The organism is uncultured Paracoccus sp., from assembly GCF_947496875.1.
Taxonomy (GTDB): domain Bacteria; phylum Pseudomonadota; class Alphaproteobacteria; order Rhodobacterales; family Rhodobacteraceae; genus Paracoccus.
In genome coordinates this window covers 262602-279434 of record NZ_CANMEH010000003.1, presented here as the reverse complement: position 1 = coordinate 279434, position 16833 = coordinate 262602, and the positions used below count along the sequence as shown (strand labels likewise).

Sequence of the window (16833 nt, the reverse complement as noted above, 5' to 3'; positions counted from 1 at the left end):
TCTCTCCGCGCGATATCCGCGATCATGCGACCGTCCCTGTTGAATGGACCCAGTCAGATGTAACCCGGCCACCCGCCGGGACTGACGCCAGGCCACAAGGGGCTCTGCCTCAAGAACCTTGCCCCAGTATCCAGCCCTCCCAGGCCGTCGTGTCGCGGTGAAGGCCGTCGGGCGCGGCGGGGCGCCGGCCATCGAGGACGTCGAGCATACCGAAGAGCCCGACGACGGCGTCGAACTGATCTTCCCCGACCGGGCGGTCAGTGAAGCCGCTCTCCATCACGTCCAGCATTTCCTTCGACGCCACCACGGGGCGCTGTTCGATCCAGCGGACGAGTCCAGTTCCGGCGACCTGTCGGCCTTCGCGGGTTCGCTTGATCCAGAGCTTCTTCGCCGGCAGGCCGATCTGGCCGTAGACGTCGCCCGGGTAGGTCTCGACCACGACGATGTCGCGGGTCCGTGTCAGCTGTTCAAATGTGCCGTCGAAGGGCCAGAGGGAGAGCTGCGCCAGGTTGGGCTGCAGCACCTCGCGCCAGCCTGAAATCGCGCCTTTGCCTACCTGATTGCCGCCGAGGGTCCAGAAGAGGCTGCATGCTGCCGGTCGGTGAGGGGTGGCGCGCTCGCAGGCACGCAGGAGCGCTTCGCGGTCCATGCCGAGACCTTCTTCGAGATGGATCCGCTTCGTCCCACCGGGCCGCATCGGGTAGAATGGACGCCGCGTGCTGATTTCCTCCGCGCGGGAGCAGACGTCGAACCAGTGGCGCCAATCGCCCTTGCCAAGCGATGACAGGAACGACCTGAAGTCCGTCAGCCCGGTCAGCTTGCCATAGGCCGCCGGCACGCCGATCGGGAAATCGAACCCCACGACAAGCGGCCGGAGTTCGTCGCTCGCGCGCGGAGGCGGTCGAAAAGGGCCGGTGCCTCGCCAACGGGTTCGGGCAGGTTCAGATGCCAAGCGCCATTCTCACGGAGAGCGGTGGCCATCCAGCGCTTGCGGGGATCAACGCTCCAGTCGCAATGGGCCACGATCACTTGGGTCACGCCCGATCATCTCCCGCGTTCGAGAGCAGGAGACCCCGCGCAGCCCGTCAAGCGTCCGCCTCGGTCGCGGCGGCTACGCGGCGTCACGATCCGGCCGGATGATCTGCTCCGGCTCTTCTTCCGGACGTTTCGGTCTACCTGATCAATGCCGTGGCCTGCCGGAACTGCGGGTGCTCGGCGGTCTGGAGCCACTCGAAGATCACCATCTCGGTTGTCACGATCTCGGCGCCGTGGCGTTCCATGCGGCGCAGGGCTGTTTCCTTGTTCTCGGGATGGCGCGAGCCGATTGCGTCGCGCACGACCCAGGTCTGCCGTGAGGCCGCGCGCAGGCCCAGCACCGTTTGCAGGACGCAGACATGCGCCTCGCAGCCGGCGACGACGACATGGGCATCGGGTGGGATGCGGGAAAGAAAGCCCTCGGCGCGGCACGCATCGAAGGACTGCTTGTGAACCACGCGATCCTCGGGTCTCGGAAGGTCATCGACGGTGGGGCCAAGACCCTTCGCGTTCTGCTCGGTGAAGAGGCAGGGGATGCCCATCAGCCCTGCGGCGTCGGTCAGCCGCCGCGCGTTGCGGACCGCCACCTCGCCTTCATGGATCGCCGGCATCAGGCGTGCCTGGAAGTCGATGATCAGAAGCATCGAGCGTGCGGGATCAATCGTCATCATGGTCCTGTCCTTCCAGAAGCCGCTCGATGCGGTCATCGACAAATGCCGCCATCAGGTCCGGCGCCGAGGCGCCGAACATGCGGATCCGGCCGGTATGGAGCAGCAGCAGAAGCCCGGTCGCATGGGCGAAGCAATCCACCATCAGCAGATTGGCGCGATCCGCCGAGGATCCAAGCGCAACGGCTGCCTCGGCGATTGGCCGCAGGGCCGCTTCAAGCGCCGCGTTCAGCCGCTCGTCCCGCTCGCGGCCGAGTCCTGCCGGCTTCATGCCGCCGCGGAACAGATAGAAGCCCAGGTCCAGATCGCGCGGGTTCTCGGCATAGAACCGGAAGAACGCCATTGCTGCGGCCTTCAGCCGCTGCTGCGGCGTCTTCGCCGCCGCAACGCTTTCCCCGACCGCGCCGCCCAGAGTGACCAGCGAGCCATGCAGCACCTCGGCATACATGGCCTCCTTGGAGTCGAAATGGAAATAGAGCGCGGCCGGGGTGTAACCGGCACGCGCCGCAATGGCCCGCAGGCTTGCGCCGTCCAGCCCCTCTTCGGCAAAGACCTGACGCGCAGCCTCAAGAATCAGCGCGCGCTTGTGTTCGCTGACCGCCGCCCGCCGGACCTGTCGTTCCGCCACCATGCGCTCCCGTTATGCTTGACAGGCATTCTGACACTGTTCACGAATTTAACAGCGTTCGACGAGTGTAACAACGGGGAGTGAACACCATGCTGATGTCAGCCGCCGACTACCGGGACTCTCTCCGGGCCTACAGGCCCCGGGTCTTTGTCAGCGGTCAGCAGGTGGACAGTGTCGCCGACGAGCCGCTGCTGGCACCCGGCATTGCTGGCGTCGGCGTCACCTACGACTTTGCCCTGCAGGAACAGCACGCGCGGATCATGACCGCGCGGCAGGGCACGTCGGGCAAGACCGTCAACCGCATGCTGCACATCAACGAGACCTCGCAGGACCTGCTCGACAAGCTCGAAGCGGTGCGGCTGGTCTGCAGGACGTCAGGCTGCGCGCAGCGCTATCTGACCCATGACGCGCTGAACGCGCTCTGGCAGGCGACGCACCTGACCGATGCAAACCACGGCACCGACTACCACCAGCGGTTCCTCGCCTACCTGCATGAGGTCCAGGATCGTGACCTGACGCTGGGTGTCGCGATGACCGATGCCAAGGGCGACCGCTCGCTGCGGCCGGGAAAGCAGGTCAACCCGGACGTCTATGTCCATGTCAAGGAACGGCGCCCGGATGGCATCGTCATCCGCGGCACCAAGGCCATCGTCACGGGTGCGCCCTACATGCACGAGTTCCTTGTCATGCCCTGCCGCACCCATGTGCCCGAGGACAGCGCCTTTGCCGTGTGCTGCGCGGTTCCCTGTGACGCGCCCGGCGTGACGATCATCTCGCGGCCCGCGGGGCAGCCGGGGAATGCCGCCGCGAAGTTCTCGGCCAAGTACGGACAGGCGGTGGCGATGGTGGTCTTCGATGACGTCTTCGTGCCGCACGACCGGGTTTTCCTGGCGGGCGAGACCGGGGAGGGCGGGTTTCTGACGATCTCCTATGCTACCCACCATCGCCAATCCTGCATCGGTGCGCGCGCCGGCTTCGGCGACCTGCTGATCGGGGCCGGGGCGCTGATGATCGAGGCCAACGGGCTCGATGCGGATCGCCACGCGCATATCCGCGACCAGATGGTCGAGCTGATCACCATCACCGAGAGCTTCTATGCCTGCGGCGTGGCCGCCTCGGTCTATTGCACCAGGGATGCGGCCGGGTCGGTGATGCCGGATGCAGTCTTCTCCAACATCGGCAAGCTGCTGCTGGCGACCAAGATCTACGACATGCACCGGGTCGCACATTATGTCTCGGGCGGGCTGATCGTGGCCTTGCCGGGACCGGACGAGGACCACAATCCCGAGACCGCCGCCTCGATCGCTGCAGTCATGGGCGGGCGCGCCGACATTCCCTTCGAGCAGCGCGCCGAGGTGGCCCGCTTCATCGAGGACCTGACGATCTCGGACAACGCCGGCTGGTATTCGGTGATCTCGCTCCACGGCGGCGGCTCCCCCGAAGCGATGAAGCGCGAGATCTGGCGCAACTACCCGGTCACGGAAAAGGTGGAGCTGGTCGAAAGCCTTCTCGACCGTGGCTTGCTGAACGATGGCCGGCGAGTCTCGAAACAGCCGGGCCGGTGCTGCACGACCGGGTGCGAGGCGCCGGAGATGACATCCGCTCTGGAATCGTCCGTCTCGCCCTTGGCGAGGACCCTGTGAAAGGTCTTCTGATCTCAGGTGAGGCGGGGCGAAACAAAAACGAGTTGGGAAAAGAGCACCGGGGCGCAGAACGCCGTGGGGTATGCACGGCTGCTTGTCAGCGTCCCGGTACTGTCACCGCCTGCACTGGCGAAAGACCACCGGCGGCAAAGGGTGCGGCACGGACGGGGCGACCGCACCCCTTCGGACCCTGTCAGATCTCGAAGACGAAGACGTCCAGCTGGTTGCCGTTCGTATCGATCACGCCCTCCACCAGGTTGGTGGCATGGCTCGTGAAGATCGCCCTTGATCCGTCCGCACTGATGCCGCCGACGAAGCTGTCGCCATTGCCCCCGCTGGTGATGTTGGCCAGCGCGCCGCTCTCCATGTCGAAGATGAAGACATCGGAGGTGTCGCCGTTGAGATCGACCTCGCCGTCGATGAGGTTGGTGGCGTTGCTCGAGAAGATGACCTTCGACTCGTCGGCGGAGAGCCGCAGCCCCGCGATCCCGCCATCGGAGCCCTCGGTGATGCTGGTGGTGATCCCGGTCTTGAGGTCGTAGGCGAAGACGTCCCCGAACCTGCCGTAGAGGTTGTTCTGGCCACTGCCGACCGTAATGCCGGCGGTCGTGTAGACGATCGTCGAGCCATGCGCCGAGACATGCCCGGCGCCGTGGCCGATGGTCGTGGTCGTGCCGGTTTCCAGATCGAAGATCAGGACGTCAGATTCGATGCCGGAGCCTTCGCCGCGGGTGAAGACCAGCTTCGAGTTGTCGTCAATGAAGCCCGCGGACTCGACACGAACACCGACTCCCTCCTGGGTATGGTGCCCGTCGGCGATCTTGATGGACTCTCCGGTGGTCCGGTCATGGACGAAGAGATCGCTGTCGACGATGAAGGGATCCGAGTCGTCCCAGAGCCACGGATGCGGGTTCGTCTCCTGGCGATAGACCACCTTGGATCCGTCGTTCGAGACCTCCATCGCCCAGTGATAATAGCCCCCGTTGCCGACGTCGGTGATGTTGGTGTTCGTGCCGGATTCCAGGTCATGGACAATCACATCCGGCCGCGGGGCATTCTCATCCCAGATGCCGGGGTTCTCTGTGAAGACCAGCGTGGAGCCGTCAGCAGAGAACATCGGAGTATGGTTCGAAAACTCGCTGTCCACGGTAATGGATCGCATGGTCGCGGTCGCCATGTCATAGAGGTAGACATGGCTCGTGTAGCCGTCGTGGTCCTCCAGTCCGAGAAGATTGTAACGACTGCTGAATGCGACCGTGGATCCGTCCGGCGACAGTGCGAAATCCTCGACCCAGGCATCCTCCGGAACGAGAATGGGGGCTCCCACACCAGTCTCCATGTCATAGTGGAAGGGTCTCTGCCACCAACTCGAATAGGGATCGGCAGCCCTCTCGAAGACCAACTGCAATCCGTCTTCCTGCAGGGCTGCGGACATCAGGAACCCGGCGTAAGAACTGCGTTTGCAGCGAGGCTACTGAGCCGGCCGGCACAGCACACCCCTGAGGATGAGAGATACGCATTGCCGTTACATGAGAGGCAAGTCGGGGCTGTAGTTGCTGCGGACCGCCACACCTCTCATCATTCCGGCTGCGGCGGCAGTTGCGCCGACGACAGCCAAGTTCCCAAAGGTCGTCCTTGGAGAGGCGTTCGACGCGACAGCTGAGATGTCGGCAGAGCGAAGTTCCCGCAGGTTATGCGCTGCATCTGAACAGCGCGAACACACCACGCCCCCATCCGTAAACGACCACGGGCTGCGGGGTGCGGCTGGATGGAAATTCAGTCCTGGAGCAAGCAGCGGGAGCGCACTCTCAGCTCTCATCCTTGTTCGGGCCACCGCCGGCCGAACCCAGCAAGTTCCGGCGCGCTGCAGACGACTGTCAAATGGCTACCCCGGACGTTGCGCTTCAGTCTCGTGAGGCCCGCGTAAACCAGCGCGAGCGAGTCGTCCGACGAAGCACGGGTGATTTGGACGACGAGGAGGCGGGATTCCCAACCCTTGAAGCTGTGAAGCGTCGTCGCCTTTACTCGGGCGTTTCCCATCCAAAAGCCCATCTTGCGCCGCTTCGACTCCACGCCACGATCGTCGAACGTCGTCACAGCACGAATGTTCTTCTTCTCCAGCGACCGAACGATTTCCGCGCCGGCCCTCTGATCGTCTGTTAGAAGGCAGATGTCGGCATTCGCAAGTCAATCGCGTCCGGCTCGCTTCATCATGGATAGGATCTCGGTGACGCAGGTATCTGTGGTCCTCGCATCCGGTTGCCGTTGGACCCATCGAAGAGTGCATGGGTGCAGCGCCATGGAGCCTTGCTCGGGTCTGGGAAGGTCAATTGAATCTCGCGGGAGGAAATCGTCCGCGAAGGCTCGGGCCAGCTCCATTGCGTCATTAGGCAGGCGGTAGCTGGTCTCAAGCTGCACCCAGGCGCCGCTGAAACCTGCGCCGCGCATGGCGTTGTCGGTCCAGGCACCCGCAGTTCCATAGACATCTTGAGTCGCGTCGGCGACCAACACGCATTCGCCTCCATCCTTGGCCGCGCGGCGGAGCGCGTTCCACCAAGGCAATCGATAGTCCTGTCCCTCGTCGACCAGGATCGCATCGTAGCGCGTCACGTTCGGCTCTCCGACGGCACGGAAGGCGAGGTCGGGCACATCTATGTTGAGGATGCGGTCGATCACAGCCTGCGACCGCTTCCTCCACTCACTTCGCGGAAGTGGCTCGTCAGGTTTCTCGGGCAGGCCAGCGAACAGGCTCGAGTTCCCGACGTTAGGATTGAGCAGAACGAAGTCCGGACGCAGCCCGTTTGAATGGGGTTGCACGTAGATTTACCAGCCGGGAGGTAATTTATGGACGAACAGGTCGAGTACGGCGCGCTCGCCCATTGTCAGGGGCTGTCGCAGCTGCGACATCCCGTGCAAGGGAGGATGAACGGTGCGTTCCCCTGCGACCATGGTTACACCATTCCTGCCTGTATTTTATCCACGTGTGCGGCTACGGAGGATGGCTCTGAGCTGCTTGTGGAAGTCCAGAGCTTCAGATTTCCTGACTTGCACCCGGCTGCCCTCAGTTAGAACCCCACGCATCCGGCGGTTCAGAACTTCTTCTGTTTGCTTCGAATAGTAGCAGTAGAGGTCGATGTGAAGGTCTGTGTGAAGCGCAGGCCATTTTTCAAGATAGCTGGGCAGAGAAACGTTAGTTTCGGAGTAGCTGGCCATGCGGAAGCCCTTTTCCGACCCGACCCCGATTTCCCAAGGTACCCACCAAGAATCCTTTGTCTGTGACGACACCACAGCGATCAGTTGCTGACATTGCCCCATGCGAGCCAAAAGGAGATCCGCGAGGTCAGGGCCGTCCTTCGCTAATGCATCGTCGATGGTGTCGAGATAAGTTTCCAGGCCGTTGAAACGGACCCGTCTTGCAATCTTCTCCGCCAAATCAACATCTGTGTTCTTATGGGAAATAAAGACTTCGCCGTGCTGCTGCTTGTGCTGGCGCTGTAAAGCGAGGCGCTTCCGTCGCCGCCCCGCGCGGCTTTGTGCGCCGCCGGTTATCCCGCTCTTCGGCTTGGTCAGACAGACCTGCAGTTGCGTCTCCGCGCTGCCGACGTAAGCCAGGACAAATTCGCGGCTATTGTGCATCCATCCGAAGCGGTTTTCGTAATTAAAGCCTGGCGGGGGCGATAGGTGCCGCTGTTCGGCATTGTACAGTCCGCCGGAGCAAGAAGAACCCGCAGAGGCTTGGCCAACGCTATGGGCCATCAGCCCCCCGTTGGGACGGTGTCCTCCCGAGCCATGATCTCAAGCTCGCTGAGGGGAGACCGCACCGGGTCATCACAACGGCGACGATCTCCAGGAGGCCGACCCGCAGGTGCGTCCACCAGATCACGTTGGCGACGCCGAACAACCCGGAGAAACCGGAAGGAGCGCGCCGGGGAGGGTCTCGTGGCCGGGGCCGGGGGCATCTACGGAAAGCCTGAAGCCGAGTTCGAACGACTGGTCGGCATCAGCCTGACCCGATCAACGCCTGATCCCGGGTCGGAGGCAACGGGATAGTCGCGCAGGAAGCGGGCGATCGCGTCATCGACAGCGGGCATGAGCTTGCCACGCTCGGTCGCGAGCGTCGCGTCGGCGGGACGTGCCGCGGACCAGCCGAGGGTAGCGGCCTGGATCGGATCGACCCGGTCCGGGTCGAGCCCGGCAGCGTCCGCAAGGGCGCGCGCGAACCCGGCCCATGACAGGCGTCCGTCGCTTGCCAGGTGGCGAATGCCCGCCTCGCGGTCCAGCATCAGGTCCAGCGTGGCGTCCACAAGGTCGGGCACGTAGGTCGGCGAGACATGGTTGTCGTCGGCCGCGGCGAACCTGCGCCCGGCGCGCAGAGCCTCGAGCGAATGGACCGCGAAATTGTGGACGTCGTGCGGCGAAAAGAAGGCCGCGGTGCGGATCACCAGGGCGTCCGGATCGATGTCCAGCACCCGCAGCTCTGCCTCGGCCTTGCTGCGGCCATAGACGTTCAACGGACGCGGCGGGTCGGCCTCGACATAGGCGCTGCCCTTGGCGCCATCGAAGACCTGATCCGAGGAAAAGGTGACGAACGCGATCCCCCGCGCGCGACAGGCGCGCGCCAGGTTCTCCGGCCCCTGGACATTCGCGGCGTGGCAGGCGTCCGGGTCCGTCTCGGCGCGGTCGATGTCGACCAGGCCGGCGGTGTTGATCACCGCCGCAGGCGTGCAGCGGTCCAGGGCCGCCGCGACGGATTGGGGGTCGTCGATGGCCAGCGTCTGCCGGTCGGTGAGCAGCCAGGGCAGGCCGCGCCTGGCGCAGTGGCGTGCAAACATGCGCCCCAGCGTGCCGCTTTTCCCCGTCACTAGGATTGGGCGCCGGTCGGCAGGCAGCGCAAGCCCCGGCTCCGGCTTGTCGGTGGGGCAGGGACCTGTCCCCCGCTCGTCGGGGCAGGGTGCAGGCGATGACCGGGCGCAGGCCCATAGCCGGTCCTGACGATCCCACCAGCCCGGTATCGCCAGGACATCCGACCAGGGCGGCTCCGTCCCGGCGGCCAGCGCCCGCAGCAGCGGCACCATTGCCGTCGGCCGCGGCGTGCCGCTGCGCAGATCGAATACCCCGCATTCGTAGTGACCGGCGTCGGTGGTAACCAGCTGGTCCCAGTCGAACGCGCCCAGCAGCGACCAGGCGGTGACCGCTTCGACGCGGGCCCCGTCGGCGCGCGCCCGCTCGGCCGCGCGCCAGACGGTCAGGAACCAGCGCATCTGCTCTTCGCGGGTGCAGCCGTTGTGGCATTCGGTGATGGCGATCGTCCGTCCATAACGGTCCCATGCCTGGCGCAGCAGGCGTTCGACCGCGATCGGCGCGTCCGGCAGGGTCCGAACCGCCTCGACATTGACATAATGGCCGCGGCTTTCTGCGGCCGGCCCGATGCCGTCATAGCGGTCGAGCCGATGATCGATGAACCGGTCGCTGGTCAGGTAATGGTTGATCCCGATGATGTCCGGCGGGCAGGGCGCGTCGGCGATGGCGCGCAGCCGCGCCTCGAACCCGCGCGACACCAGCCGCGACCACAGCGGGTGTCCGGGCACGACATGACCGCACAGCAGGTCCCAGGTCAGCCAGCGGCGGTCGTTCTCGAACGCCGCGTCGTGGGCCAGGTTCGGCGTCGCGTGACAGAAGCCGAGATCCTCGGTCTGGACCAGCCGCGCGGACGGGTTGACCTGGCGGATCGCGCGCATGGCCCCTCGGGTCGCGTCGATCTGGTTCAGCAGCGCCAGCCAGCAGGCATCCTCGTCCCGCGTGTGGGGATACCAGTGGCCGTAGAGACAGGAAAAGCGCGCGGTGGTGAGCGGTTCGTTGACCGGCGTCCAGTCCTCGATCCACGGGTAGCGCTCGGCGACTCGCGCAGCATGGACGGCCATTCCGGGCGCGAAGTTGTCGGCGACAAGGCTGGTATAGGCCGGACCGCTGCCGTGATGGACAAGCCCGACGATGGGGCGCAACCCCAGGCTGCGGATCTCGGCCAGTCGTTCATCGCTCCAGGCAAAGTCGGTCTCGTGCGGGCGGAGCGGCGAGACACGTTCCCACAGCACGGGATAGCGCAGCGCCTGCAGGCCCAGCCCGGCAAACAGGCCCAGATCGCTCAGCCGGTCCTGATGTCCGGACCGTTCGGTCTGGTCGAAATAGCAGTCGCCAACACGGTTCACGGTGTATTCGCACCCGCCCCACAATTGCAGATCGGACATGCTGTATTCCTTGCTTGTGACAGGAGTCCGCCCGGCCGGGCCGACCGACATATCACCCCGTTCTTCATATTCAGGGAATACTCCCAAGGCCGTGATGGTACGATCTCGTACCGGATTGACCGGTATCGTTTGCGACGTCCGGGTGTATCACCGTGAGGTTGTTGACGATCGGTGGCGCCCCGATGCGCCGGTTTCAACGCGTACCCGGATTTCGTGTGGTGGCGAAATCCGGGTGCAATTTACGCGAATGAAGGTTGGTCGGAACTGGGGAATCGAAGCTCACTGGGATGTCACAGCTGCTGCAGCAACTTGCCGTGCGGCGCGTGGCAGAGGGAGGCAATGGAATGACTCATTCGTTTCGCGCGGGGCAGGCGCTGCGCGCGCCCGAGGTGGTCCAGCAGTCCGCGTTGCTCGTCGCCGAAAACGACCACCGCATCGCCAACAGTCTGAGCCTTGCGGCGGCCATGCTCAGGCTGCAGCGGCAAAAGCTCGACGATGCAGTGGTCCGGCAGGCCCTGCTCGACGCCGAGATGCGCATCGCGAGCATCGCCCATGTCCACGCCTATCTGCACAGGCACGATTCGGCCGAGCGCGTCGATCTGGGCAATTTCCTGCGCGAGGCCCTGGCCGAGACCGATGCGGCCATCGGAATCCGCTGCTCTCTGAGTGCGGATGGACCCGCACCGATGATGGTGTCGGCGCGGTTTGCCACCAGGATCGCGATCATCGTCAACGAACTTGCGCTGAACGCGCTGAAACACGGGTATGGCGGGTCGGCCGGCGGCGTCGCCCGGATCGGTTTGGCGACGGATCCCGACGGACAGTTGCAGCTGACATTCGCGGACGCCGGAACCGGCCTGCCCGCCAACTTCGATCCGGGGCAGGGCGACGGGTTGGGGCTGAGGATCGTCACTTCTCTCGTCGAGGAACTGGAGGGGACCCTGTCCTGTTGCAGTGACGGGGGCGCCCGGTTCACGATCGTGGTTCCCCCCGACTGATCCCGCGGGGGTCGCCCCCGATCATTGACCTGCCGCGGCGCGCGTCCCTGCGCGCCGGTTCTGACTGACAAGGCACGCGGACGCTGTGCCGGAGAGGTATCCGCATGACCATCGACATCCTGCCGGTACGCGCCCGGCCCGTTGCGTCCGTGCCCGTTGCGTCCGTTCCGGCGCCGCTGATCTGTTTCTCGCATCTGCGCTGGGACTTCGTCCTGCAGCGGCCGCAGCATCTGATGGACCGCTTTGCCGCAGATCGCCGGGTGCTGTTCTGGGAGGAGATGATCCCGGTTGATCACCATCTGCCCTACCTGGAATTCCACGCCTCCCCGCGGACCACCGTGCAGGCGATCCGGCCCCGGGTGCCGCGGCATTTCTCGCCGGAGGAGACGCTCTGGGCGCTGTCCGGGCTGCTCGACCAGATGCTGAGTGTCCACCTCGGCGTGGATGTCGCGAGCGGCATCCTGCTCGCCGTGTCGCCCTGGCTGTTCGGGTTTGCCGACTTGATCTGGTGGCCGCACCTGCTGGTGGGGGTGATGGAGATCGCAGTCGCGCTCATGACCCGGCGTGACGCTGGCGCCCTTGCCGCCGTTCGGCGCTGATTAACGAGGCCGGCGCGACGCGTGACGCATTCTCCGCTGTAGGACATGGGCGGTTGTAGCTTGAATTGGCGGCATTTTCGCCGCCACAGGGCGCGTGACCCGTCGCGATCATCCTGTGGCTTCCCTTGCGGGCGGCGGAGTAGATCAAGCCAGACGGAGAGGGCTAAGAGCAGAGAGCCGATGACCTGCGGACCGCACAGGTTGGGAGCGTTTTCTTCGGAGCCTTGTTGACCTTGGATTCAGCGCACGATGTGAAGACCAAGGAGCTTAGCCTACAAGAGGCGCGTGGAAGAGCGAAGAAGGCCGATTGCAGAAGACGGGGGCAGTCTCCCGTGCGCAATCGGAGGCAAAGGCCCCTCCGTTCGGCGGCTCTTCGCGACCCCGGGGTGGCGTAGCATGCGTGCGAGAAGAATACAGGCATTGCGATAGACCATTCGCTTCGGCATTGCCCGAAGTCGAGGTCGGCAGCAGTCGCGGAGTAGCTTGCCAGAGCGGCATGCGCATGGCTTCCGGTCTCGCTTCCACTTCTCGCAAAGCACGCGGAGGAGTCCCTCTACGATTTCTCGATCGGGGCGACACCCCAAGAGCTCTGAGTAGGACTCGACCAGACCAGCTATGCCGTGGCTGAGCTCCCCGAAGGGCCACTCGCCCGTCGTCGCCTTGTGATGCTGGCTGAAAAAGAAGCTGCGGACCGGACCCTCGATGAACTCGTGGATGGTCATGTCGGGCTTCTGCACACGCAGGAGCTCCCACACTCCGAAGCAGCACGTGCCATCCGAGTTTACGTGGTGATCGGCGTCATGCGGGAACGCGCCTACGAGCTCGAACAGTAGGGGCTCCACTCGAGGGAAGCCTTTATGGAACTCAATGCGAATGTCATAGGTCGCCAGCGCACCATTGGCTGCGATCTCCGGCCGCCGGGCCATCAAGACATAGGTGCCAGAAACTTCGACGTGGTCATCGACAATGTGGCACCGCAGTCGGGGCTGATGAAAGGCGACGGCCCGGCGGGCCTCGTCGAAAAGCCCGCTAAGACAATCTGCGATTACCGCGCCCACGGCTTGTGGTCTTGCCCGGCGTCCTTCATGTCCGCAGCCTCATCGGCCAGAGCGGCGACTGCCGGCATGGCGGCAGCGAAGATCCGGCTTGAAACCTTCGCCATGGTCTTCAAGGTCATAGCTTCCTGAAAGTCTTTCGGAATCCGCGAAACTGGGGCCGTGAGGAAATTGCCGAAGTCGCGCCGTGCGGCGTCAAGCCACTCGTAGAAGGCTTTCTCACGCGCAGGGTCTCCGACCCACCGGTCGGCGAAATTCTCCTCCGGGTTGACCGGGTTGCGCACCCATTCCACGCCGCCAGGGTCTTCTATATACCGGTTCATCGTCAGAAGGATCGCCGCGAGAGCATCCTTGATCGTGTTCTCGCCTCGATAGGCATGGGCAGCGAGGGTAGTGATGATTACCGAGATCGGCCGCTCGTCTTGCCCCTGAAACATCGCGTCGCGATGGCGCTTTAGAAGCTGGATCGCCCGCTGCAACGGCGTCTTCACCCTGTGGTCCGGCACATCTTCGACACTCGCGTAGACGCGCCCATCGACCAACGTACGCTTCCGGCGGATGACCTCCTCAACTTGGCGCATTTTGAACCAGGCCGCATAGCCCTTCGGGTTGCTCACGAGCCAGTCGTTGGAGAGCCAGTGATAGGAGGGGTGCTCTTTGTCAGTAATGGCGATCGCGTGGTCGACAACCGTCGGATCTGAAGCAAGCAAGCGGTGGCCCTTGTGCGCGAGTAGCGCTTGGTAGGCCTGCCGGTCTGGGATTGCTGGCAGGATGTCCATATGGAACTTCTCTCCGTCGCTGTAGGTGAGAGTCCAGCACCTGCGCCCTTCGTCGGGATCCTCGTGCATGTTGTTGCTGGCTGCATAGACTTTGATTTCCTCGCCGACAGCTGCCTTGAGCCGTGCTTGAGTGTAGTCGAGCTTGGTGGCGTTCAGCAGGCAGACGAGGTCGAAGTCATACTCGTCGGCGTCGCCGATTGGCCGAGTCACCGTGCCCAGGAGGATTGATCCCTGGGGCGAGATCTCAGGCTCGAGGTGCTTGATCGAAGAGGCCGGTCGATCCAAGTGTCGTCCGACGGCGAGGTATCGATCAGTGGCTTTCTCGAGGAGGTGCTCGGGAATATCGATTTCCCGCCCAAGCGCCTCGAGCACGTCCTCATGAGTCTGCAGAATGCGGGACGAATTTCCCGATGAAACGCTGTTTCGCAGCCTCGGCCACGCGGGTATGTGATCGCGGTTCGGGTAACAGATCACAACACCGCGCGCCGCATCTCGACAATGACTATCGAGCCCCAGCAGATTTCGACCTCCACCGGACCACCCAATCGCGCACTCCGCTGCGCAAGATGGAAGCTCCGCGTGCCAAGCGATTGCTCACCCTCCGACATCCGTAAATCACCAATGGGCTCCCATCGCAGCTGGATGAGCGATCAGTGAAAGGTCAGGCTTATGCTAGGCAGTTGGCCATTGATTTCTCGAGGCCTCGGCAAGCCCACCGTCAATGCTTCATTAGGACGTTCAACAGCAAGCTGAGTGAGGATTCCTGAAGGCCCACTCGTTCATGAGCCTTGCCGATGCGGCCGAAAAGCTGGAGAATTGCTACAGATACTACAACAACGATCGCCCCTAATGGCGAAAACAGTTACAAAGTCCCAACGCACTGCAGTTCCCCGACAATCTCAACTGCCGGCCGTCGTCACAAAGCTCGAAAACCCCAGCCGAGGGCGATCCAGAGTTGGTAGAAAGGGCAGTGATAACGCTGGCGCTACATGAAATCGAGGGACCTTGGGGGGCAGGTCATGGATACTATCGATGATTCCTTGGGCGCGTTAGGGAGCCAGACCCGGACGCTAACAGTCTGACCACAATGGAATGCCCTCAGAGGCCATGCTGACGCAGCTCGGCGGCAATGCGTACACGGGAAGCAACGTCGCGCGTTGGAAACGCTGCAAAGTAGTCTGCGGCGGTAGCGGCCGGCCTCAGTTGATGGACCTTCTGCCGCCACCGGGCTGCCTGATCATGCCGGCCGGCCAGGCCGTTCGCAGCAAGCGCGATCATCGCGATCAGGTAATGGGCGCCAGGCGTGGTGGCCGCGCGGTCGGCCCAGCGGGCGGCGGCCTGAAGCTCTCCCTGCTGCATCAGCATCTGCGCACGGACGCCGTGAACGCCGTAGAGTAGCGGGTCGAGCGGACTCAGATGCAGGGAGGTGTCCAGGGCGGCGAAGGTCACCGCCGCATTTCCCGTCAGCATCGCGGTAAAGGCCGAGGCGTAGAACCCCTGCGCATAGTTCGGGTTCAGTGCCGTCGCCCGCGCCAGCCAGTCCGCGGCAATCTCGGGTTCGTTGGTCAGCCAGAACGAACGTCCCATGGTGAAGTTCGCAAACGGGTCGAGCGCGTCCAGTCCGACACTGCGCTCGGCGTGGCGCCGCGCGTCGCGGGATGCGGCTGCCGGATCGGGAGTGAGGCGCAGGAAGGCGTTCAGGAAACTGGTGAAAGACAGTCCTGCGTGGGCGCGCGCGAATTGCGGATCTGCCGCGGCCGCCCGTTCGAAGCAGATCTGCGCAAGCGCCGTGTCGTCGGCAGTGAAACGATAAAGATGGGCGAGGCCGAGATGGTAGTGGGCCCAGGCGTCTAGGCTTTCCGGGTCCCTCAGCCGCGCAAGGCGCGCCTCGTTGAAGGGGATGTGCGTCTCGAGCGCCGCCACGAGATGCGCCACGATGCGTGTTCTCAGGTCGCCGATGCCCTCGACAGGAGCGACAAGCCGATCGGCCCAGAGGATCTCGCGGGAACTGGTGTCGGTCAGTTCCAGCGTCGCCGCGATCCTGCGCCCGGGGTTCTCGATGACCCCGGACAGGACATAGCGCGCGGTCAGTGCCGCCGAGATCAGGTCCAGATCACCGGAGAGTTGGCGGAAGCGGAAGGTCGATCCCCGCGCGATGACCGCAAGCCAACGCAGCCGCGACAGTGCCTCGATGATCTCGTGCGGGATCGCATCGGCCATGAAGGCGAGATCCGCGGGCATGCCCAGGGGCCGGAACGGCAGCACGGCGATGGATGGTCGGCCGCCCGGATGATCGGACTGATCGGTAGCGCCCTCCATGACCGCATGCACCGGTGCCGAAGCGGTCACCTCGGCAACAAAGCGGAACCCACGGCCGTGAACGGTCCGGATCACCGCCTGCCCGGTGCCGTCGTCGTCGACCGCCTGACGGGCCGAGCGAATGCGGCTGGAAATGCTCGCGTCAGAAACCGCCTGGCCCTTCCAGACAGCATCCACGATCTCGTCCTTCGTCACCATGCGATCATGGTTTCGGACAAGATGGATCAACAAGGAGAGTACCTGCGGCTCCAGCCGCACCGGTCTCCCGCCGCGGCTGAGCTGGAAGCGCTCGGGGTCGAGCCGGAACTCTCCAAACGTCCATGTCATGCGCAAGCATACTGCACGATCGCCGCATTCTACAGGAAATCTTCAGGAGTCCGTCAAGCTTGCCCGAAGCAGATGCCTCACGTTGATCGAGTATAATGGCCACGACTCGGAAAGGCCAAAGACGAAAGGGAGAGAGCGATGCAGGGAAACGCAGTAGAGACCCGACGGTTCGAAACCCCCGATCAACTGCTGGACATGAAGGATCACGGGAGCATCTCCATCGTCAAGATGGCTGACGGCAGCGCCGGAATGCATGCGATCTTCGGGCCCGGATGGACTTGGGAGGCGGACGAGAAGCCGCTGCTCGGCTCACCCGACTCCTGCCCGATGCGGCACATCGGCTACTGCATCTCGGGCAGCCTCGTGGTTCGCATGATCGAAACGGGGGCCGAGACACGCCTGGGCGCAGGGGATTTCTTCGACATTCCGCCGGGACACGATGGATATGTCGAAGGTGGGGACCGGGTCGAACTCATCCTGTTCGCGCCACCGGAGCATCAGCATTGATGGCGCTGCCGCCGACGCCGCTTCGCTGAG

Annotated in this window: 14 protein-coding genes; 4 read left to right on the top strand and 10 right to left on the bottom strand. The window is 64.0% G+C overall.

Going from position 1 to position 16833, the window contains the following annotated elements:
• Positions 1–109: 109 nt before the first annotated feature.
• The 3 genes from Q0938_RS05805 to Q0938_RS05795 all read right to left on the bottom strand — a co-directional run bounded on the left by Q0938_RS05805 (position 110) and on the right by Q0938_RS05795 (position 2334).
• Positions 110–862, bottom strand: a complete 753-nt coding sequence (locus Q0938_RS05805; RefSeq protein WP_299360196.1) for a DUF429 domain-containing protein — start codon at positions 860–862, stop codon at positions 110–112.
• A gap of 310 nt (positions 863–1172) precedes the next feature.
• Positions 1173–1706: an isochorismatase family protein gene (locus Q0938_RS05800; protein WP_299360195.1), complete on the bottom strand. Its 534-nt coding sequence runs from the start codon at positions 1704–1706 to the stop codon at positions 1173–1175.
• Positions 1693–2334: a TetR/AcrR family transcriptional regulator gene (locus Q0938_RS05795; protein WP_299360194.1), complete on the bottom strand. Its 642-nt coding sequence runs from the start codon at positions 2332–2334 to the stop codon at positions 1693–1695. The genes Q0938_RS05800 and Q0938_RS05795 overlap by 14 nt, the downstream gene beginning before the upstream one ends.
• 86 nt (positions 2335–2420) lie before the next feature.
• Between Q0938_RS05795 and Q0938_RS05790 the strand changes: the two genes are divergently transcribed.
• Positions 2421–3974, top strand: coding sequence for a 4-hydroxyphenylacetate 3-hydroxylase N-terminal domain-containing protein (locus Q0938_RS05790; protein ID WP_299360193.1), 1554 nt, complete (start codon positions 2421–2423; stop codon positions 3972–3974).
• Between the two features lie 193 nt (positions 3975–4167).
• Here the strand turns inward: Q0938_RS05790 and Q0938_RS05785 are convergent, their stop codons facing one another.
• From Q0938_RS05785 to Q0938_RS05765, 5 genes are all read right to left on the bottom strand, one after another.
• A complete protein-coding gene (locus Q0938_RS05785; RefSeq protein WP_299360192.1) occupies positions 4168–5409 on the bottom strand; it encodes a hypothetical protein in 1242 nt (413 codons plus the stop codon).
• 380 nt (positions 5410–5789) lie between these two features.
• Positions 5790–6071, bottom strand: coding sequence for a hypothetical protein (locus Q0938_RS05780; RefSeq protein ID WP_299360191.1), 282 nt, complete (start codon positions 6069–6071; stop codon positions 5790–5792).
• Between the two features lie 90 nt (positions 6072–6161).
• Entirely contained in the window at positions 6162–6650 is a 489-nt protein-coding gene (locus tag Q0938_RS05775) for a hypothetical protein (protein ID WP_299360189.1), read from the bottom strand.
• Between the two features lie 297 nt (positions 6651–6947).
• On the bottom strand, positions 6948–7730 hold the full coding sequence (locus Q0938_RS05770; RefSeq protein ID WP_299360187.1) for a toll/interleukin-1 receptor domain-containing protein: 783 nt from the start codon (positions 7728–7730) through the stop codon (positions 6948–6950).
• A 203-nt stretch (positions 7731–7933) separates the two neighbouring features.
• A complete protein-coding gene (locus Q0938_RS05765) occupies positions 7934–10219 on the bottom strand; it encodes a family 1 glycosylhydrolase (RefSeq protein ID WP_299360185.1) in 2286 nt (761 codons plus the stop codon).
• A gap of 344 nt (positions 10220–10563) precedes the next feature.
• Here Q0938_RS05765 and Q0938_RS05760 point away from each other — a divergent pair, with 344 nt between their 5' ends.
• Positions 10564–11217 carry a sensor histidine kinase gene (locus tag Q0938_RS05760; protein ID WP_299360183.1) on the top strand — a complete coding sequence of 218 codons (654 nt, stop codon included), beginning with the start codon at positions 10564–10566 and terminating at the stop codon, positions 11215–11217.
• A gap of 104 nt (positions 11218–11321) precedes the next feature.
• Complete coding sequence (locus tag Q0938_RS05755) at positions 11322–11816, top strand: SPW repeat protein (RefSeq protein ID WP_299360179.1); 495 nt, start codon at positions 11322–11324, stop codon at positions 11814–11816.
• A 1045-nt stretch (positions 11817–12861) separates the two neighbouring features.
• Here the strand turns inward: Q0938_RS05755 and Q0938_RS05750 are convergent.
• Both Q0938_RS05750 and Q0938_RS05745 read right to left on the bottom strand, forming a co-directional pair.
• Positions 12862–14022: a nucleotidyltransferase gene (locus Q0938_RS05750; RefSeq protein WP_299360176.1), complete on the bottom strand. Its 1161-nt coding sequence runs from the start codon at positions 14020–14022 to the stop codon at positions 12862–12864.
• Positions 14023–14748: 726 nt separating this feature from the next.
• Positions 14749–16296: a winged helix-turn-helix domain-containing protein gene (locus Q0938_RS05745; protein ID WP_299360174.1), complete on the bottom strand. Its 1548-nt coding sequence runs from the start codon at positions 16294–16296 to the stop codon at positions 14749–14751.
• Between the two features lie 138 nt (positions 16297–16434).
• On the opposite strand from Q0938_RS05745, the gene Q0938_RS05740 reads away from it, so the two are divergent.
• Positions 16435–16803, top strand: coding sequence for a cupin domain-containing protein (locus Q0938_RS05740; RefSeq protein ID WP_299360172.1), 369 nt, complete (start codon positions 16435–16437; stop codon positions 16801–16803).
• Positions 16804–16833 lie beyond the last annotated feature (30 nt).